Annotated in this window: 17 protein-coding genes and 1 riboswitch; all 17 genes read right to left on the reverse strand. The window is 58.5% G+C overall.

What is annotated here, in order from left to right; translation table 11 throughout:
• Positions 1-13 precede the first annotated feature (13 nt).
• The 17 genes from AC1DYQ_RS01785 to AC1DYQ_RS01865 all read right to left on the reverse strand — a co-directional run bounded on the left by AC1DYQ_RS01785 (position 14) and on the right by AC1DYQ_RS01865 (position 17,456).
• Positions 14-460 (reverse strand): tol-pal system-associated acyl-CoA thioesterase, encoded by a 447-nt coding sequence (locus AC1DYQ_RS01785; RefSeq protein ID WP_477685315.1) that lies wholly within the window; start codon positions 458-460, stop codon positions 14-16.
• A complete protein-coding gene (locus tag AC1DYQ_RS01790; RefSeq protein WP_477685316.1) occupies positions 457-1,653 on the reverse strand; it encodes a pyridoxal phosphate-dependent aminotransferase in 1,197 nt (398 codons plus the stop codon). The genes AC1DYQ_RS01785 and AC1DYQ_RS01790 overlap by 4 nt, the downstream gene beginning before the upstream one ends.
• A 25-nt stretch (positions 1,654-1,678) precedes the next feature.
• Positions 1,679-2,194, reverse strand: coding sequence for a transcription antitermination factor NusB (gene nusB, locus AC1DYQ_RS01795; RefSeq protein WP_348045906.1), 516 nt, complete (start codon positions 2,192-2,194; stop codon positions 1,679-1,681).
• A 38-nt stretch (positions 2,195-2,232) separates the two neighbouring features.
• Positions 2,233-2,697, reverse strand: coding sequence for a 6,7-dimethyl-8-ribityllumazine synthase (ribH, locus tag AC1DYQ_RS01800; protein ID WP_477685317.1), 465 nt, complete (start codon positions 2,695-2,697; stop codon positions 2,233-2,235).
• Positions 2,698-2,735: 38 nt separating this feature from the next.
• Positions 2,736-3,842, reverse strand: coding sequence for a bifunctional 3,4-dihydroxy-2-butanone-4-phosphate synthase/GTP cyclohydrolase II (ribBA, locus tag AC1DYQ_RS01805; protein WP_477685318.1), 1,107 nt, complete (start codon positions 3,840-3,842; stop codon positions 2,736-2,738).
• Between the two features lie 3 nt (positions 3,843-3,845).
• A complete protein-coding gene (locus tag AC1DYQ_RS01810; RefSeq protein ID WP_477685319.1) occupies positions 3,846-4,505 on the reverse strand; it encodes a riboflavin synthase in 660 nt (219 codons plus the stop codon).
• Between the two features lie 240 nt (positions 4,506-4,745).
• Positions 4,746-5,858 carry a bifunctional diaminohydroxyphosphoribosylaminopyrimidine deaminase/5-amino-6-(5-phosphoribosylamino)uracil reductase RibD gene (ribD, locus tag AC1DYQ_RS01815; RefSeq protein WP_477685320.1) on the reverse strand — a complete coding sequence of 371 codons (1,113 nt, stop codon included), beginning with the start codon at positions 5,856-5,858 and terminating at the stop codon, positions 4,746-4,748.
• A 44-nt stretch (positions 5,859-5,902) separates the two neighbouring features.
• On the reverse strand, positions 5,903-6,232 hold the full coding sequence (locus AC1DYQ_RS01820; protein ID WP_477685321.1) for a hypothetical protein: 330 nt from the start codon (positions 6,230-6,232) through the stop codon (positions 5,903-5,905).
• Between the two features lie 278 nt (positions 6,233-6,510).
• Complete coding sequence (locus AC1DYQ_RS01825; RefSeq protein ID WP_477685322.1) at positions 6,511-6,948, reverse strand: type IV pilin protein; 438 nt, start codon at positions 6,946-6,948, stop codon at positions 6,511-6,513.
• Between the two features lie 22 nt (positions 6,949-6,970).
• Positions 6,971-11,677 carry a pilus assembly protein gene (locus AC1DYQ_RS01830; protein WP_477685323.1) on the reverse strand — a complete coding sequence of 1,569 codons (4,707 nt, stop codon included), beginning with the start codon at positions 11,675-11,677 and terminating at the stop codon, positions 6,971-6,973.
• Positions 11,674-12,258, reverse strand: coding sequence for a pilus assembly PilX family protein (locus AC1DYQ_RS01835; RefSeq protein ID WP_477685324.1), 585 nt, complete (start codon positions 12,256-12,258; stop codon positions 11,674-11,676). The genes AC1DYQ_RS01830 and AC1DYQ_RS01835 overlap by 4 nt, the downstream gene beginning before the upstream one ends.
• On the reverse strand, positions 12,255-13,202 hold the full coding sequence (locus AC1DYQ_RS01840; protein ID WP_477685325.1) for a PilW family protein: 948 nt from the start codon (positions 13,200-13,202) through the stop codon (positions 12,255-12,257). The genes AC1DYQ_RS01835 and AC1DYQ_RS01840 overlap by 4 nt, the downstream gene beginning before the upstream one ends.
• On the reverse strand, positions 13,199-13,792 hold the full coding sequence (gene pilV / locus AC1DYQ_RS01845; RefSeq protein WP_477685326.1) for a type IV pilus modification protein PilV: 594 nt from the start codon (positions 13,790-13,792) through the stop codon (positions 13,199-13,201). The genes AC1DYQ_RS01840 and pilV overlap by 4 nt, the downstream gene beginning before the upstream one ends.
• A 13-nt stretch (positions 13,793-13,805) precedes the next feature.
• Positions 13,806-14,387 carry a GspH/FimT family pseudopilin gene (locus AC1DYQ_RS01850; RefSeq protein ID WP_477685327.1) on the reverse strand — a complete coding sequence of 194 codons (582 nt, stop codon included), beginning with the start codon at positions 14,385-14,387 and terminating at the stop codon, positions 13,806-13,808.
• An 84-nt stretch (positions 14,388-14,471) separates the two neighbouring features.
• Positions 14,472-14,921 (reverse strand): transcriptional regulator NrdR, encoded by a 450-nt coding sequence (gene nrdR / locus AC1DYQ_RS01855; RefSeq protein ID WP_457280253.1) that lies wholly within the window; start codon positions 14,919-14,921, stop codon positions 14,472-14,474.
• A gap of 100 nt (positions 14,922-15,021) precedes the next feature.
• Complete coding sequence (glyA, locus tag AC1DYQ_RS01860; protein ID WP_477685328.1) at positions 15,022-16,266, reverse strand: serine hydroxymethyltransferase; 1,245 nt, start codon at positions 16,264-16,266, stop codon at positions 15,022-15,024.
• Positions 16,267-16,302: 36 nt separating this feature from the next.
• Positions 16,303-16,432, reverse strand: a riboswitch (ZMP/ZTP riboswitch).
• Between the two features lie 139 nt (positions 16,433-16,571).
• Entirely contained in the window at positions 16,572-17,456 is an 885-nt protein-coding gene (locus tag AC1DYQ_RS01865) for a lytic transglycosylase domain-containing protein (protein ID WP_477685329.1), read from the reverse strand.
• Positions 17,457-18,082 lie beyond the last annotated feature (626 nt).

Consider the following 18,082-nt stretch of genomic DNA (forward strand, 5'->3'; position numbering starts at 1 on the left):
GTTGAAGCTTTGCTCAAGTTTTTAGGCTGTCAAGAATGGCAGCAGGAATCCGCCTGGGCTGCAGGCTGGCGGCGTCGACCCAGCCGATCCTGATACTTCCTTCACAGAGCAAGATGGGTGCTTGTCCCTCTTCCTGCTCTGTTTTTTGCTCTGTTTTTAATAGCACCTGCTGCCCAATTATCATGGACGCGCGGCCTGCTTCGACCAGGCTTGCCGTAACAATGAGTTCATCGTCCAGGCGGGCAGAGCGATGGTAGCGGATGCTGGTTTCTGCCACCACAAATATGCCACCGGTACTTTCCCTCAGGCGCTGCTGTTCAACACCGAGTGATCTGAGCCATTCGGTGCGCGAACGTTCAAAAAATTTCAGGTAGTTCGCGTAAAAAACAATGCCGCCAGCGTCGGTGTCTTCCCAATACACCCTTACCGGCCAACTAAAAACGCGCGCAGCCGGCTTCATACCAGCACCGCCTTGAGCCGGGCCACAGCTTCCTTCAATTGATCCATGGAGTTGGCCGTGGAAAACCGTACGAACTGTTCAGGCGCCGCATGCCCGAAGTCACGGCCCGGCGTGACGGCCAGGTGGGCGCGCTTCATGAGCTCGAAGGCGAAGTCCCAGCTGCCGCTGACGCCCAGTCGGGCGGCCGCGGCGGTGCAGTCGGCGTAGGCATAAAACGCGCCGTCCGGCATCACCGGAACCGTGAGTCCCAGGCGGTTGAGCTCGGGGATGAAGTAGTCGCGGCGCGCCTTGAATTCGGCGCGGCGGCGCTCGTACTCTTGCAGACTCTCAGGCTCGAAGCAGGCCAGGGCGGCATGCTGGGCGACCGTACTGGCGCAGATAAAGAGGTTTTGTGCGATGCGCTCGATCACCGGCGCCAGCGCTTCGGGCACCACCAGCCAGCCCAGGCGCCAGCCGGTCATGTTGAAGTATTTGCTGAAGCTGTTGATGCTGATCACGTTTTGGCCCAGCTCACCGGGCATGGCCAGCGCCGAATGGCCGAAGTGTTCTTCGTAGCTCAGGCCCAGGTAGATCTCGTCGATCAGCGTGATGCCGCCGCGGTTGTGCACAAACTCATGAATACGCTGCAGCTCTTCCGGTGCAATCGAGGTGCCCGTGGGATTGGACGGGGAAGCCAGCAGCACGCCGCGTGTTTTGGGGTTCCATGCCGCTTCCACCTTTTCGCGGGTCAGCTGAAAGCGTTCTTCGTCGGTGGTGGGGACCAGCACCGCATTGCCTTCTGCCGCACTGACGAAATGCCGGTTGCAGGGGTAGCTGGGGTCGGGCATCAGGATTTCGTCCCCCGCCTCAATCAGGGCCAGGCAGGCCAGCTGCAAGGCAGCGGATGCGCCCGCCGTGATGATGATGCGGCCGGGTGCCACCTGCGCCCCGAAGCGGGAGGCATACCAGCCGCTGATGCGTTCACGCAGTGCCGGCAAGCCGGTAGCCTGGGTGTACTGCGTGGTGCCGTGTTCAATGGCGCGGGTTGCGGCCTGTTGCACCAGGGGCGGCGCCGTGAAGTCGGGTTCGCCGATGTTCAGGAAGATCATGGGCGATGCGCTGTGCGCAAATTCCTGCGCTAGTGCAGAGGCCGCTTTGGCAACCTCCATGACATAGAAGGGCTCAATCCGCTGAGCCCGCTGGGCGATTTTCAAGGCTGGCCTTTCACGGGGCGAGCCCCTATCGGGATTTGTCGGCGGCGACTTCAGCGGCGCGCAGCGAGGGCGCCATTTTGTTCAGGACCCCGTTGACGTACTTGTGGCCGTCAGTGCCGCCAAAGGCTTTGGCAAGCTCGATGCACTCGTTGATCACAACGCGCCAGGGCACATCGAGGCAGTGGGTGAACTCATAGGCGCCTATCCACAGCACGGCATGCTCCACCGGCGATATTTCGGCCATGGGCCGGTCCAGCAGGGGCGTGATGCCCGCATCGAGCGTCGCCGCGCCTTCGATGCAGCCGTGCAAAAGCGCGTCGTAGTGGGCGGAGTCGGCTTTGTGAAAACCCACGAGGTCGCGGGTAAACGCGTCAATCGAATCCGCTTCGTTTCGGCCTACCAGGTGCTGGTAGAGCGCCTGCAGCGCGAACTCGCGTGCGCGGGTGCGGGCGGATTTGTCCGCAGCCTTTTTGACGCCGGTGTCGGTCAGGCCGGTGCGGGTTTGGGGCGGGCGTTTGGGTTTGGTGATGGGGTCTGCCATGAAGTGCCAGTCAGGTTAAGGGATGCAGGAGCAGGCGCTCAGGCAATTTCATTGATCAGGTTGGCCATTTCGACGGCAACGCGGGCGGCGTCGCGCCCTTTGTCGACCTGCCGGGCTTCCGCCTGTGGGACGTTTTCCGTCGTGAGTATGGCATTGGCAATAGGCAGCTGGTAGTCAAGCGCCAGGCGCGTGACGGCGGCGCCGCTCTCATTGGCCACCAGTTCGAAATGGTAGGTCTCACCGCGGATGATGCAACCCAGCGCGATCAACGCGTCGTATTTGTTGCTTTCGGCCAGGGCCTGCAGTGCAACGGGGACTTCCAGTGCGCCGGGCACCTTGACGTGTTTGATGTTGTCCTCTTGCACGCCCAGCGCGGACAGCTCGTGTTTGCAGGCTTCTGCGAGCGCATTGGTAATGCTTTCATTGAAGCGCGCCTGCACGATGCCGATGGAAAGTTTTTTGCCGTCAAGCTTGTCGCCTGAACCTTTTTCTGCTCCAAACACGGTGTATCCCTTTGATTGATTTTTGTTTAACGAAGTGACTAGTCTTTGGTGGTGTAGCCGACTATTTCGAGGCCATAACCTGTCATGCTGGGCATGCGGCGCGGGTTGCCCATGAGGTTCATCCGGTGCACGCCGCATTCACGCAAAATCTGCGCACCCACACCGTAGGTGCGCAAGTCCATGCGGCCGCGCTCAGGTGCCTGGCTGGCGCGTGCGGTGCCTTCAAACTGGGCCAGCAATTGCGCCGCGCTTTCACCGCAATTGAGCAGCACGGCAACGCCCCTGCCTTGTTCTGCGATGTATTTGAGGCTCTGGTCAAGACTCCACGAATGCATGGGGCGGCCTGTCTCAAGAACGTCCAGCACCGACAGCGGCTCATGCACCCGCGCAGACACCACGTCATCGGCAGACCACGCACCCTTGACCAGGGCCAGGTGCAGGCTTTGGCTGGGCTTGTCCCGGAAGGCATGGGCGGTGAATTCGCCAAAGGCGGTTTGCAGTGTGCGGCTGCCGATTTTTTCCACCAGCGAATCGTTGCGGCTGCGGTGTTCGATCAGGTCGGCGATGGTGCCGATTTTCAGGCCGTGCTCCGCCGCAAACAGCAGCAGGTCAGGAAGCCGGGCCATGGTGCCGTCGTCCTTCATGATTTCGCAAATGACGGCTGCAGGCGAGCAGCCGGCCATGCCGGCCAGGTCGCAGCCGGCTTCGGTGTGGCCCGCGCGCATCAGCACGCCGCCGTCAACCGCCTGCAGCGGGAAGATGTGGCCGGGCTGGACGAGGTCAGTGACCTTGGCATCTTTGGCGACGGCAGCCTGTACGGTGCGTGCACGGTCGGCGGCCGAAATGCCGGTGGTCACGCCTTCGGCGGCTTCAATCGACACGGTGAAGGCGGTGGAGTGCTTGGTGCCGTTGCGTGTGGCCATGGGCGGCAGTTGCAGCAGCTCGCAGCGCTCACGGGTCAAGGTCAGGCAGATCAGCCCGCGGCCGAAACGCGCCATGAAGTTGATGGCTTCCGCTGTAACGTGGTCTGCCGCCAGTACCAGGTCGCCTTCGTTTTCGCGGTCTTCTTCATCGATCAGGATGACCATACGGCCGGCGCGCATGTCGGCAACGATGTCTTCAACAGGGGAAATGGCAGTGGTCATGGTTCAGGGCTTTTTTGGGATGTTGTTATGGGTGTCGCCCAGCATGCGTTCGACATAGCGCGCAATCAGGTCGATCTCGAGATTGACGTCGGAGCCTGCTGCCAACCGGCCCAGCGCGGTGTTCTGCACGGTGTGGGGAATGAGGTTGATGCTGATTTCCGTGCCGCCCGCACCACCCGTTGCATCGGCCAGGTCGGTGACGCGGTTGACAGTCAGGCTCACGCCGTTGACGGTGATGGAGCCCTTGTAGGCCAGGTACTTGCCGAGCTCGCGCGGGGCGCGAATGCGCAGCTCCCAGCTTTCGCCCACCTGGGCGAAATGCGTCACGCTGCCAATGCCGTCGACATGGCCTGAAACGATGTGGCCGCCAAGGCGGTCATGCGCACGGAGGGCTTTTTCGAGGTTGATGGGGCCGGTTTCCGCCAGGCCGGTGGTTTTGGCCAGGGATTCGGCGGAAATGTCGATGGTGAAGCGATTGAGGGGAAGGTCCAGTGTTGTGGCCGTCATGCATGCGCCGTTGAGGGCGATGCTGTCGCCCAGGCCCACGTCATCAAGGTAACCCGCAGGCGCCTCGATGGTGAGGCGCTTGCCGTGGTCTGAAGAGCTGCCCAGGCTTTGGATGGCGACGATGCGCCCCAAGCCGGTAATGATTCCGGTAAACATGGTGCCATTTTCGCAGGGAATCCGGGCGCGGCGGCGCAGACAGCGCCAAAGGCCCGGAAAAGAGGGCGTTCAGCCGTGATTCACAGGGCTTGCGCGGCATCCGCGGGCCGGTTTAACCGTCTTTGTTTAAAGAAAAATGGCTGTATCCCAATACTGACGGGCGCAAGCAGCTATTATTTTAATAGCAAACGTGCGGCGTTTCGTGTTTGTTCGCCGGGCAGGCCAGTATCTGCCATCGCGCTAAAAAGTGTCCCGGCCCGCTACACGGGCGACGATACGGAGGTCGGGCCCAATCCTTTCGGTAGACACAAACTGCAGTTCCAGCCCGTTGGAAAGTGCTTGCAAGGGTTCCAGGGCAGCCATGCCCTGGCCCGGCCCAAGCAGCTTTGGCGCGAGGTAAACCAGGAATTCATCCACCAGTCCGCCGCGAATCAGCGATGCGTTGAGCTTGCTGCCGGCTTCGACGTGCACTTCGTTGATCTCGCGCTGCGCCAGGTCTTTCATCATGGCCGCCAGATCCACTTTTCCCCGGGCGTCGGGCAGGCAGGTGACCGTCGCACCCTTGGCGACCAGCGCGGCTTCCTGTGGCGAGCCTCGTGTGGCGGTGTAAATCCACACCGGGCCGCCCGACTGGAATATCTTCGCGCCTGGCGGCGTTTGCAACAGGCTGTCGACAATCACACGATAGGGTTGCACCGGCGTTTCCACCAGCCGCACGTCCAGCTGAGGGTCGTCCTCCAGCAGGGTGCCGATGCCGGTCAGTACGGCGGAGGCGCGGGCCCGCCAGGCATGCCCGTCGGTTCGCGCTTCGGGCGAGGTGATCCACTGGCTCTGTCCATTGGCCAGCGCCGTGGTGCCGTCCAGCGAAGCGGCAACTTTCAGGCGGACCCAGGGGGTTTTGCGGACCATCCGGCTGAAAAAGCCGATATTCAGTTCCCTGGACTCCCCGGCGCCCGGCCCGACCTCCACCTCCACACCGGCGGCCCGAAGGCGCTCAAATCCCTGGCCGGCCACCAGCGGATTGGGGTCCGCTATTGAGGCAACCACCTTTTTGATGCCGGCAGCAACCAGCGCATCGCAGCAAGGGCCTGTTCGTCCATGGTGGGAGCAGGGCTCGAGGGTGACGTAGGCGGTGGCGCCATTGACCGAATGGCCTTTATTCGCTGCATCGCGCAGGGCCATGATTTCGGCGTGGGGGCCGCCTGCCTGCTGGGTATGGCCCTTTCCCAGCACCTTGAATGCTTCGTCGGCAATGATGCAACCCACCGCAGGATTGGGTGAACTCAGTCCTGATGCCTGTACTGCCAGTTGGTGAAGCGCCGCCAATAGACTGGTTCGAACTTTGTCGGTCATTTGAATAGATGGTAGTTCCGTTGGAACACTCTGGTAACCCGCATTTAAAGACCAAATGTTGGCAGTGGGGCTATGTGAACTGAAATATGTTTTCGACTCGAAACCGGTAGTCCATCTTTGATGGCCGGCTTGAAACGAAGTCCCAGCAATTGTTGAAGGCCATCGGAAGAGTCCTGGCAATTATCCTGGTCAAGACATTGCACGAGCACCGCAGTCCCTGTTTGGTCAATCCAGATTTCCAGTTCTATGGCTTCCAGGCCATAGGGTAAAGACTGCTTCAGGACTTCGTCAAAATGCTCTTCGGGCAAGGCAGTTTCGTCAACGGCCTCCGCTGTCAGAAAGCTCTCGGCATCCAGGGTGACGCCTCGATCCATCGTACTGGGCGGCTCATTGGGTGGAGGGGATTGCCGCAACGACTCGAGCGACTCTAGCGGGGCGACGCGGTGGGTCTTTGCTGGCTCGAACTTGCTTTGTCGGACGTCCCCAGCACTCAAGGCGGGTATTGCGTATGCGGTTATCGAACGCGTGGACGCACGTCGAACTCCATCCGCTGGAGATAAGCGGTGTTTTGAGTCAAAGGCAAAAAGTACAAAAAAATGAACTGTGCACACCAATACCAGAAGTGCACACTTCCACCGCCAGGACATTTATTTCACTTTAGACATTTCGGAGTGTCACTGGCGCTCGCACTTGGTACGGTGATCGAGCCAAAGTTCGTTTTCACGTATGAGCCGCATTTGTCGCCGGACATCGAATTTATGGGTGCGGCAGTCACTGTATAGGCTGCAGCCGTTACGGCGAGGGTCACTGAGTAATTGGCCCCGCCTGTACTGGGTATTACTGAAAATCGCGCGATGAAACCCGCATTCGTATTGTTGGTTGGCGGATTGCTGGCGTAGTTGTTATTTTCGGTATAAAACCGCTCCATCCACCCCTCCGCCTTTAATACCTCCGCTCGCGCCTCCGCGCGCTTGCCGCGTTTGACGTATTCCGAATACGAAGGAATAGCTACGGCCGCAAGAACTCCGACGATGGCCACCGTGATCATTAATTCTATGAGCGTGAATCCGCGCTGGTTCTGGTTTTTCATAAATAGCTTCCTCATTGCTCGGTTAGCGATTGCGCAGGATTTCGCGCCAGGTCAGGCGCCCGTCGCTACAACTGCCAGTGCGAAATGTCGCATCCAAGCCACCTGAGCCTTTTGCAGACAGATTGCGGAATACGCATTGATTGGGATCTTTGGGTTTCCATTTCGGGTTGCATGTCGCGGGGTCTGGGCACAACACGCACTCGGTGGGAGCAGCCGGGTTACAGACACAATTGGCGCTTCCTGCGGTGCAAGCAGTATCGCTGATGGGGGGCGTGGGTACCCGGTAAACGCCGCCTCTGGCGATCTCAAAGCTGTTACTCGAAGATCCGCCTGCAACCACAAAACCGGGGATGGCCGGTACCCCATCCAATATGCCGGCGGGAGGAGTTCCAGAAATGGGATCCAGGGTGTAATCCTTGCTGATACTGTCAACACGGCATCCGTCTGAGGTTCCCTCTGGCGCCAGCGATTTCAGTAGGACCCGATTGGAATCGAGCGCCAGCATATTGAATACCAGGCCGTCAGATGGCAAGGGCAGATTCATGTACCAGCCTTTTTTGGTGATGTAACTCACCGGATTGTTCGATACCATGGGTTCGCCGGTCACCGCAAAAGTGACTGATTTCTGCACAAGATCGGTGAGTCCTACCGTCAGAGTGGTGGTGTTGCCGGGGCGGTCGTAAATGCCATAGACGGTGTTGGAAAAGGACACTGACATCGGGTAGTCGGTGCTTTCAAGGGATTTACCCGTTCCAAACACAATTTGGTAACCGCCGTCCGGATGAGGGAAGGGTTGAACCACCGTGGTAATCGGTTGAACCACGACGGTTGTACTGCCAGTGATTGTCGTGCTGGCCTGGTAAAGCGGCACGTTGCTGGTAGTCGCAACTTTCCAGAGTGCCGGGTTGGTATTGCTCACATCAAACTTCCAGACATTCCCCTTCAGGTCGCCGGCATAGACCACGTCGATCACGCCATCATTGTTGGTGTCGATGGCGGTCGCCATCGCGAGCCCGTTGTTGGGTCCGTCGCCTGCAGTTCCTGTAGGAATTTTGATGTAGTGGGTCCCCGCAGTCCAGGTGGTCGTGCCCGCGCTGGCTGGACCATCGGCAAAGAGAATGAACAGCGCTGCTTTGCCACTGGTGCTGTTGTAGCCGTTGCCATAAATGGCGGCCCATTTTCCGTTGGCCATATAACCCGTCTGGAATGGTTGCCCATTAGACCTTGTGGAAGGGCGGCCCACGATGTAACCCATATCAGGGTCGCCGGTCGCTTCACTGAATTCCCATTTGGCCACCGAGGTGGAGGCTTCCGTCACATTTTGCGGTTTGGTGACGTCCAGGGCGTAGACCCCCTTGCCGCCTCGACCGAATGTTCCAAAGAGATAGGTGGCCCAGGTTCCTCCGACTTTCATGTCGGCAGCCATCAAGCTTCCGTCCATATTGACGCTGCTGGTTCCCGAAGCGAGGGCGAAGTTCTTGTCGGTGATTGCCGACAGCTTGGAATACGGCGCGGTTCCAGATGTGGAATAAAGCGCGCGCGGAACATAGGCAAACAACTCGTCCCCGTTTGCGACATTGATGGCATGCAACATCCCGTCATTGGCCGCTACAAAAACCGCATTGGTAGCCGTATTCGTTGTTCTGAATGTGCTGTAACCGCCTCCATAAGCCGTATTGGTATAGCCGGCAGAGGGTGGCCCCACGTACCACGGCGTGGAGTTGACGATTGCTCCGAGTTTGGTGGTAGGCCTTTTACGTAAACCACCTGTCGTGGTTTCATTGGTATTGTCGCCCCGAAGCCAGGTCAGGCGGTTTTGCCCTATTGCCACCGTATCGACTGCCCCGGTTTGGGGATTGGTTCGCAATGCCGTTTGCTGTGCTGTGTTCAGGTTGGCCCATCTGAAGGGAATGGTTCCTGTACCGGTCAAGGAGAGTATTTTTCGTCCCGTATCCCAGTTCTGGATGGTTAGTCTTGCGCCGGCATCCCAATCTGCCGTGGTCGAAGGATTCCCGTCGCTCTGGAAGCTATACCGGAAAAACTGGCCGCTGGCGTCAGCGTCAGTGCTTGCGTTGGCGGCCTTGATGCTGTGAGTCGCCTGGAAGGCATAACCGCCTGCATCGGTTCGCGCTGGTGTGGCGGTTGGAGCAGAGCCACCGGCCTTCAGGATGGTAGCAAAGACCTGGTCCAGCGATTTTTCCAGCTGCGCCGGATCAACGGCGTAGAAGAAGTTGTCGGGGGTGCCGTCGGCGCCCGTCGATCCATCGGCTTTTTTATTGTCCCAGTGGTCGGCCGGGAGAATGGCGCCAAGGGTGTATGTCGTCGTTTTATCGCGATCAAAACCGCCGTATTTGGCGGCGTACCACAGCGGATCTTGAAGCTCTTCCCCACTGACGCCCACCATGGTGTACGACGCCGTGGTTGCGGTCTGTGCGACCCCGCAATTGTTGCAACCGCCACTGGCATTCATGTTGGCATTCCCGGGGAACCCTGGTGTGACGGTGATATTTTTCGGATCGGTGTAATCGAAACTTTCAATGCCGGAATGAAAATGGACGCCGTCTTTGCCGCTGGTGCCGCTGATGGCGTAACCAAAGCCTTGGGCGTTAACCGTTGCTTCAGCGGCAACATAAGTCTTCACGCTGATGGTTGTGCCAACGACGGAATATTCAAGAATGCCCAGAACGTCCTGGTCATAGTCGCCGCCCTGTTCGGAGTCCTCCCAGTTGATGAGGTATTTGCCGGCCGTTGGGGTCTGGGTAACGACCTTGAAATCGACCAGTGTTCCCCCGCCCTCACCATTGGTAGGGTGAATCATGCGATACGCCGGCGAGATGAAGACGAACTTTCCAGCTTGGCCTGGCACGGGGATTTTGATGCGGGGGTTGCCGGTCGCAAGGGCCACGCTGTAGGTGTCTACCCTGAAGGCACGCCTGTTGTTGGCCGGGATGGTGAAGTCGCTTCGGATAGGATTTACGTGTGCGTAGAGCGCAGCGCCGGCCATTTTGTAGCCCCCGAACTGGGTGGGTGCTTCGGGGCAGATGCCCGTTGCATTGGCGAGGGATGTGGCGCCTGAGAAAGTCAGCGCCTTGTCGCTGCAATAGCCGTTGTTGTCCGTACCATTTCGCCCAATCGGCCACATTTTCCCGGCAGCAAACAGACCTTCTGCCGCGCCGATCTGGTTGGTATAGGTGTCCACCGTGGTGGTAGACATGCCCGAAACGCTTGGTGCGCCTGTCCATTGGTCGTTGTCAAACGAAGTCACGCTCGCGTTGAAGTTCACAATATTGCTTCTGCGGCACAACCTGTCACCAAAGGCCGCTACCGTTGAAGTCGCAAAAGGGTCCGACCAGGCGGTAATGGTCAAGCCCAGGCTGTTGTCCCTGGTTGCCGGGGAAGCCACGTAGGCGGCGGTGGCCGACGCCCCCGCAAGGTACCTGAGTGACTCCAGGTACATCTCACCCAAAGGGTTGCCCCAGCTTGAGCATTGCCCGTCTATCAAGCCGGTCTGCTGGAAATTACATTTGCCGACGGTACTTTCATACGTACCGTCGGCGTAGCTGTATCCGTAAATCTTGAGCTTGTTGAGCGTGGTGACAATGCCGTTGAAGTTCTTGAACTGGCCATCGTCAATATCGACTTCATCGGTAAACGACGCCACATTTTTGCGCAGCACGCCACCCGATATGTTTTTGTCGTAACTTCCGGTCATCAACCCAAAAGCGGCCTCATTTCTTTCGCCGTATTTCTGGAGCAGGCCAACAGGTTTGTAATTTCCCAGTGGATAAAGTTTGCAGCGTGCATCTTCGTCGGAGGTGAATCCGCCGGTCAAGCCGGTTTTGCAAACTTCCACCCTGGCGGTATAGCTGCCTGCTGCATACCCGGTCCCCAGCGCCTTTGTAGCTTGGGGCGGGCTATCGCTTTGTGCATTCAGCCCTGTTAAGGCCGGGTCGTTTCCGTTCTTGCCCTTGGTGCCATCGTTTGTTGGCAACGCTTCTTTCCAGTAACACTGCCAGCGTTCGTTGGCGTTCCACAGCGAATAATTGCCATCCGCAACAAGAATGGACGGTGCAGCAGTATTGCTGAAGGAGGCATTGCACAGCGTGATTTCGGCCTTCGTAAAAGGCGTCAGTTTGTTGATGTCTGCACCCACATAGTATTTCGCGAACGCATGGGCATCTGTCGGCAAATGGGCACGCTCCAGCACCGTCAATGACGTGCCTGAAACGATCGAATCATCCGTGCTTCTGAACCCGCCGTAGAGAATCCGGCGGACCACGTCCATGCGGGTCATGGTTGCCCAGTTCATGAAATTGCCGCTCCATTCCGAGCTTCCGCCGGTGTAGTTGCAATAGCCGTCGCTGGCCACCTGCCGGGTTGGAAAAAATCGGTTGTTGGTGGTGCTGTACTGGTAGCAGCGCTGGTTGTCAAAGTAACCGTAGTACTTGTAAGCGTGTTTGTATTGGGTCTCTGGAGCACCGTCGCCGTCAAGGTCGGAATATTCGTTGTAAGCCTTGTAGAAAAGCTGATGGTCGCGCGACATGTTGAGCATGACCATGGGCGCGCCTTTTATCTCTGAAAGAAAAGGCGGCAAAGGCGTGAAGTTCACCGCATGCGTTTGCAATGCCAGCAAAGCGCTGCCCAGCAGCAGTACGAGTTTGAAACGCTCCCTGAGCCAGGTATAAACGGTTTGTTTTTTAAACCAAGATATTCCGTGAGTAGTAGTCATATAGGGAGTGCCTTAACTGCGGACTGAAGCATGATCTGGGTGGACGTGTTTGCGCCAAAACCGACGGCCGTGACGCGATAGACGGTGGAGTCGCCCAGGGGAAAGTATTCAAGTAAATAGCGCGGCTGTTGTGCCACCACAGGAAGTGCCACCGCACCCGTGTAGGTGCCGTAAGCGACGCTTGCACCGCCGGTGGCCCACTTGGTGGTGTCTTCCCACACCGGGGTCACCATGGCTTTGGAGTCACATCTGCCTAAAGGGCAAGTCGTGTCGAAGCCGTCGCCGCGGTTAATCAGTTCGGGCCGGCAGCCGGCAGCGGATGCTACGCACGCCGAGCCATCGACGCGCGTGTTTTTAATATCCAGTTCCGCGTCACGCAAAGCCGCTTCGGCTGCCTGAAAGGCCAAATTACGATCAGACTCGTTTCCTGCGATCCGCGCTGAGAAGGTCGAGCTTTGCATCGCGGTAACTCCGAGAGCGCTCAGAATTAGCAGAAAGATCATGACAATGACCAGCGATATCCCCCGTTGACTCGAGGTGCGTGGCGGCATGTCCCAACGAAAATGATGAGTGCTCTTCATGCTGATGGTGTCCTGTTTCGCAAGTTCACAATGCTTGTAAACCGTCGAAAACTCTGTGAGGGTGGAGGTGTAAAACTGTTTCCATAGCAATCAGTAACTTGCGTCGCTGTGTCGTTGCCCGACGCCTGGATGGATTTGGTCAGTACGCACACCTCTACAGCCACCACACCCTTCCAGTTATCTGCGGTGTCGAGGGCGGCGGCTGTGTTGCCGGTTTGCGCCGCATTTTTATCTATGTCGGATGCCGTCAGGTACGTTACGGCCATCTGGTGGACACCGGGGATGAGTGGCTGTGCCTGGAATGTCGCGGTGGCTCCCGCCGCCGTTGTTGGGTCCGTGACGCAGCTCAACTGTCCCATGGTGGTGGTTCCATAGGGCGTCTGGGCCGTCGTGGTGGAAATAAAGAAATACGACCTCACCTCGTAAGTCGGACTGCCACCTGCGGGAACACTTGCAACGGTGACCGGTGCATTTCCCAGGCAATCGAAACCCTGAAATTTCGCACCGGAGGTGTTGTTCGCGTCGGTATCGTAGAAGACACCAATGGAGGCGGATCGTGTGGTGCCTACCGGGGTAGAACTCAAACACGCCAGGTCTGCGGCCGATGTTGCTGCTTTAGGATTGGCCATCCCAAAATCACAGCCACGGATTTTTAAATCGCTCGGGCCTTGTGGCCCATTGGCGTTGGGGTCAATGGAAACGTATCCGGCGCTTTGAATATTTCTCGCGAGCAGGTTCAGCGCAAATCGGCCGCTTTCCTCCATTTGCGAGTTTTCGGTGACTGCGTTGAAGGCCTGCTTGGAATACAGATAGGTTGACGAGGCAACGATGGCCAGGACAAGTCCGATGACCAGACCAACCATCAACTCGATCAATGTCAAGCCCGAGTTTTGTCTCGGCCGGGAGCTCCGTAAAGCTTGAATGGGGCGCATGGTCGTGCTCATGGAATGATGTCGGTTCTAAAGCACCGGACCCCTGCAGGCACTGCTGCCGCTGCCGGGCAACAATTTCGCCAGGCGATGCCGCTGGTTGTGCTGGTACAAGCGGTGGACGATTGAAGGACGCCTGAGGCGTTAACAAACTCCTTGTCCATGTACATGGCTGTAACGATAAAGCCGGTATTGCTGGCACCCTCAAGATTGACGGCGCCTCCGGGAAGGGCTGCTTGCGCTTTTGCCAGCCACGATGCCAAGTCGTCACCGGCAATCTGCGCTGTTGTGCAGGCAGCGCCCGAGGTGCGGCAGTTATTGCTGGTGATGTTCGCCGCCTTGGCGGTTGTGTAGTTGGCCGTGTAGGTGTAGTAGTTATTGGTGGCGCCAAGAGGGTTCGCCCTGATGCGCTCGGCGATGTCGCCGGTCAGCTCGGCAATTCGGTGTATTGCCCAGGAGGATTTTTGGTAGGCCAGCGCATTCGCCTGCAAACTGGCCATACCTAACAAGCCCAGCGACAAGACCAGAATCGAGACGAGGGCCTCAATCAGTGTGGCGCCGCGCTCGTGACGATGGAATAACTGGATTTTTTGTTTCTGTTTCATGGTGAGGTCATGGTCAAAATGCATCACATTGGTTGGCGGAAAATGGGATAACCCGGACGCGTCCTGGCTTGCTTATGCAAACAGATCTTCCATACTTGAATTCGTATTCGGTGTCTGATGCCGCCACGGCGTGGATATCGAAACGGTGAGCAGTTTGCGACATACCCACCGCGCCAAACTTGATGTTTCCAACACCTGCGGGCCTGACGAAAGCAGTTTCGATCCCATTTACATCCATCGCAGGTACGGTTTTGAGCAGGATGTCACCGGCGTTTCGGGTATCGCTACCATCTACGTCCACGAACACCTGGATTTCGTATTCATTCCAGAGTTGGGAAGAGGCACAGGTATTGGCGCCGTTACTTTTTGGGCAAATGATCACCGATTGATTCCGTACAAGGGCTTCACTGCGAGCGTAGTTAATCAGCCCTACAAATCCGTTGACGTTGGAGGACAGCCGGTTGCTAACAATGAACGACCTCAGGTTTGGCAGCGCCACGGCCATTAAAACGCCCAGAACGGTCACGGTGATCAATAGTTCGATCAACGTGAAACCCTTTTGAAGGCGATCAGTGCGCAATGTGTGAAGACTCATTTACGCAGTGTAAGCAAGCCCTACACAAAGAACGCTGCCGCCCATCGCGACCAGTGCGCCACCTGTCGGCGCCAGGGTTTTCCCTTAGCGCCGGACCTCGTCCACCAGCGTCTTGAACTCGTCAATATCCTCAAAGCTGCGGTAGACGCTCGCAAAGCGGACATAGGCGACCTTGTCGAGCTTGCGGAGTTCACGCATGACGAGCTCGCCGATGCGGTTGGACGGCACTTCGCGCAGCCCCAGGCTCAGGAGCTTTTCCTCGATGCGTTCAACCGCCGAATCGACCTGCTCGGTGCTGACGGGCCGCTTGCGCAGCGCCAGGTTCAGGGACGCCAGGACTTTGCTGCGCTTGTACTCGATGCGCCTGCCGTCCTTCTTGACGATAGACGGGAAGGTGACATCGGGCCGCTCATAGGTTGTGAAGCGCTTTTCACACGCACCGCACTGGCGGCGGCGGCGTATGAATTCGGCGTCTTCGCCCACCCGCGTTTCCACGACCTGGGTTTCAAGGTGGCCGCAGAACGGGCATTTCATGAGAGGTAGCCCGAATTTGAAGGTATAAATTGGCCTCCAGCCCAATCAGGACGAGCGCAAGCAGCTATCAAAATCATAGTGCCTGCGCTGTCCGTCATGATCAGCGGTAGACCGGGAAACGGCTGGTCAGGGCGTGGACCTTGGCTCGCACCGCTTCAATGTTGGCCGCGTCGCGCGGGTTGTCGAGCACGTCGGCGATCAGGTTGGCCGTGGCGCGGGCTTCTTCGTCCTTGAAGCCGCGGGTCGTCATGGCCGGGGTGCCGATGCGCACGCCGCTGGTGACCATCGGCTTTTCCGGATCGTTCGGGATGGCGTTCTTGTTGATCGTCATGTGGGCGCTGCCCAGCACGGCTTCGGCTTCCTTGCCTGTGATGCCCTTGGCGCGCAGGTCGACCAGCATGACGTGGCTCTCGGTGCGGCCGCTGACGATGCGCAGGCCGCGCTGGGTCAGGGTGTCGGCCACAATCTGCGCGTTCTTCACGACCTGCTGCTGGTAGGCCTTGAACTCGGGCGCCATGGCTTCCTTGAAGGCCACGGCCTTGGCGGCGATCACGTGCATCAGCGGGCCGCCCTGCAGGCCGGGGAAGATGGCGCTGTTGATGGCTTTTTCGTGCTCGGCCTTCATCAGGATGATGCCGCCGCGCGGGCCGCGCAGGCTCTTGTGTGTAGTCGACGTCACGATGTCGGCATGCGGCACCGGGTTGGGGTACACGCCCGCAGCCACCAGGCCGGCGTAGTGGGCGATGTCGACCATGAAGATCGCGCCAACGGCCTTGGCCACCTTGGCGAAGCGCTCAAAATCAATGCGCAGGCTGTAAGCGGAAGCGCCTGCGATGATCAGCTTGGGCTTGGTCTCGTGGGCCTTGCGCTCCATCGCGTCGTAGTCGATCTCTTCCTTGTCGTTGAGGCCGTAAGAGACGACGTTGAACCACTTGCCGCTCATATTCAGGGCCATGCCGTGCGTCAGGTGGCCGCCTTCGGCCAGGCTCATGCCCATGATGGTGTCGCCGGGCTTGAGGAAAGCCAGAAACACGGCCTCATTGGCTGAAGCACCGCAATGCGGCTGCACGTTGGCGGCCTCGGCGCCGAAGATGGTTTTGATGCGGTCGATGGCCAGCTGCTCCGCCACGTCAACGTGCTCGCAGCCGCCGTAGTAGCGGCGGCCGGGGTAGCCTTCGGCGTATTTGTTGGTGAGCTGCGAGCCCTGCGCGGCCATGACGGCGGGCGAGGCGTAGTTTTCGCTGGCAATCAGCTCGATGTGGTGCTCTTGCCGGGCGTTTTCAGCCTGGATGGCGGCGAAGATTTCGGGATCGGTTTGTTCGACCAGGATGTTGCGGTGGTACATGGCAGTCCTTAAAGACGTGGTCCCTGCTATTGAAACAAGGGCTGCCCAGGCGAACGGCTGAACGCTTCGGCCCAACGGCTTTCAGCGGTGCGCTTCCCAGTGGTGTCCCACGTCAGCTCCAATGGTTGCGAAAACCTTGAGCCTATCGCCAGTCGCGCACCTCGCTAGTGTAACTGAGCGCGACCAAAACCTGCCGCCTCCGGGGTTCTTCACCTGCAGCCCGAAAAGCAAAAAGCCGGGGCGCTGGCAGCGGCCCGGCTTTTTGGCAGTGCATGGGGTGAAAAGGCCCCCACAAAGCGGCCGAATCAGGACTGGTTCAGCAGCGCCACCTTGTCAGGCGTCTTGCCTTCAGCGTCGGGTGTGGCCGGCAGGGAGGCCGGTACCGGGCGCGACGTGCCACCGGGTGTGGTAAAGAAAGGCGAGGGCGCACCGCGCTTGGAGGCAGACGCCACCACGGCCAGCAGGCGGGCATGTTCGCCCATCACCTTGCCGGCGTAACCGCCGTCGTCGTCCATGTTGGCTGCGCCCACATAGTATTTGAGGCCGCCCTCGACAGAGCCGGCGCGGGCGATGCATTCCTGCAGCACCTTGACGCCTACGCGCAGGTTGGTCACCGGGTCAAACGCCGCCAGCTTGCCGCCGAAGTTGTCGTACTTGTCGTGGTGCACCTTGGTCATGACCTGCATCAGGCCCTGGGCGCCGACCGGGCTCTGCGCGAACGGGTTGAAACCGGACTCGATCGCCATGATGGCCAGGATCAGGGTGGGGTCGAGCTTGGCTTTCTGCCCGATCTCGAAGGCCTCGGCCACCAGCACGCTCAGCGGCTCGGGCGCGACGCCGTACTTCTTGCTCAGCCAATAGGCCACTGCCGCCTGTTGGGCTGGCAGGTCTTTCGGGTTGGATGCCGTGGCGCGCTCAATGGCGGCCGGCTCGGTAAAACCGATGGCAGCCTCCTGGCGCTGCTGCAGCCAGGTCATGAGCTTGAATTCACCGGCCTGACGCAAGTCGGGGCGGGCAGTCAGGGTGATCACCGCAAACACGACCGCCAGGCCCAGAAGGGCGAAACTGTTGTGGGTAATCTCGAAAAAGCCTTGGGAGATGTCGTCAACAATGTTTGAAACACTGCTTCGCACATTCTTCATGTGTGCGTTGACATTCAGGTTAAGGCCGAATTGTCCTAGCGCTGTCATAGCACTCCTTTCTACGCTTGCAGGCCCTTTGGGGGCCAGGCAGGCTTTGATTGGGTCGCCATCAAACCAAGGCAAGCCTTGTGGGTGTTGACCCTTGTTTGACGTTGCCGGCTTCTTTGAGGAATTGGGCAGCGGGTTCGGGTTGTCCCTAGGATTCGTGGGACTGGCGGGATTCTATGGGGTTGGTTAATAACCTGTCAATAATAACAAATCAATTCTTTATATCAAAAAGTCAAATAAAAACCTTGATTTCCGGCAAAACCGGCCTGAATCAAGGTGTTTACGGGCTTTATTTGAGATGGAGCTCTAAGTTAAGTTTTGCCTCTAAAAAGCGCGATCAGCCTTTCGCGGCTGCGGTTGTAGGCCGTTTTCCATGTTGCATGTAGTCGCCGGATCGGCGCCTGCGGCCGGCCTGGGTTGCCTGGGAGCACACAAAAAGGCAGCGGCAATCACATCCTGCGCTGTGATTGAAAAGATGGTCTTGCTTGCGGGACGGCAGGGGTTTAACCTGCAATTGCGTGTTCACTCACGCATCAACCGGGTAACCAACCCCGGAAAATCTGGAAGCAATCACTTGCTTTCATCGCACTGGAGACGATAACTCTCTTCTTTGCGGAACCCCGACG

The organism is Polaromonas sp. P1_F4, assembly GCF_056405675.1.

Coding starts and splice junctions, on each gene's coding strand:
- AC1DYQ_RS01830 (WP_477685323.1), bottom strand. CDS start 11,677: ATGACTACTACTCACGGAATATCTTGGTTTAAAAAACAAACCGTTTAT.
- nusB (WP_348045906.1), bottom strand. CDS start 2,194: ATGGCAGACCCCATCACCAAACCCAAACGCCCGCCCCAAACCCGCACC.
- AC1DYQ_RS01865 (WP_477685329.1), bottom strand. CDS start 17,456: ATGACAGCGCTAGGACAATTCGGCCTTAACCTGAATGTCAACGCACAC.
- AC1DYQ_RS01820 (WP_477685321.1), bottom strand. CDS start 6,232: ATGGATCGAGGCGTCACCCTGGATGCCGAGAGCTTTCTGACAGCGGAG.
- AC1DYQ_RS01810 (WP_477685319.1), bottom strand. CDS start 4,505: ATGTTTACCGGAATCATTACCGGCTTGGGGCGCATCGTCGCCATCCAA.
- nrdR (WP_457280253.1), bottom strand. CDS start 14,921: ATGAAATGCCCGTTCTGCGGCCACCTTGAAACCCAGGTCGTGGAAACG.
- AC1DYQ_RS01785 (WP_477685315.1), bottom strand. CDS start 460: ATGAAGCCGGCTGCGCGCGTTTTTAGTTGGCCGGTAAGGGTGTATTGG.
- ribD (WP_477685320.1), bottom strand. CDS start 5,858: ATGACCGACAAAGTTCGAACCAGTCTATTGGCGGCGCTTCACCAACTG.
- glyA (WP_477685328.1), bottom strand. CDS start 16,266: ATGTACCACCGCAACATCCTGGTCGAACAAACCGATCCCGAAATCTTC.
- AC1DYQ_RS01850 (WP_477685327.1), bottom strand. CDS start 14,387: ATGAGTCTTCACACATTGCGCACTGATCGCCTTCAAAAGGGTTTCACG.
- AC1DYQ_RS01835 (WP_477685324.1), bottom strand. CDS start 12,258: ATGAAGAGCACTCATCATTTTCGTTGGGACATGCCGCCACGCACCTCG.
- ribBA (WP_477685318.1), bottom strand. CDS start 3,842: ATGACCACTGCCATTTCCCCTGTTGAAGACATCGTTGCCGACATGCGC.
- pilV (WP_477685326.1), bottom strand. CDS start 13,792: ATGAAACAGAAACAAAAAATCCAGTTATTCCATCGTCACGAGCGCGGC.
- AC1DYQ_RS01840 (WP_477685325.1), bottom strand. CDS start 13,202: ATGAGCACGACCATGCGCCCCATTCAAGCTTTACGGAGCTCCCGGCCG.
- AC1DYQ_RS01825 (WP_477685322.1), bottom strand. CDS start 6,948: ATGAAAAACCAGAACCAGCGCGGATTCACGCTCATAGAATTAATGATC.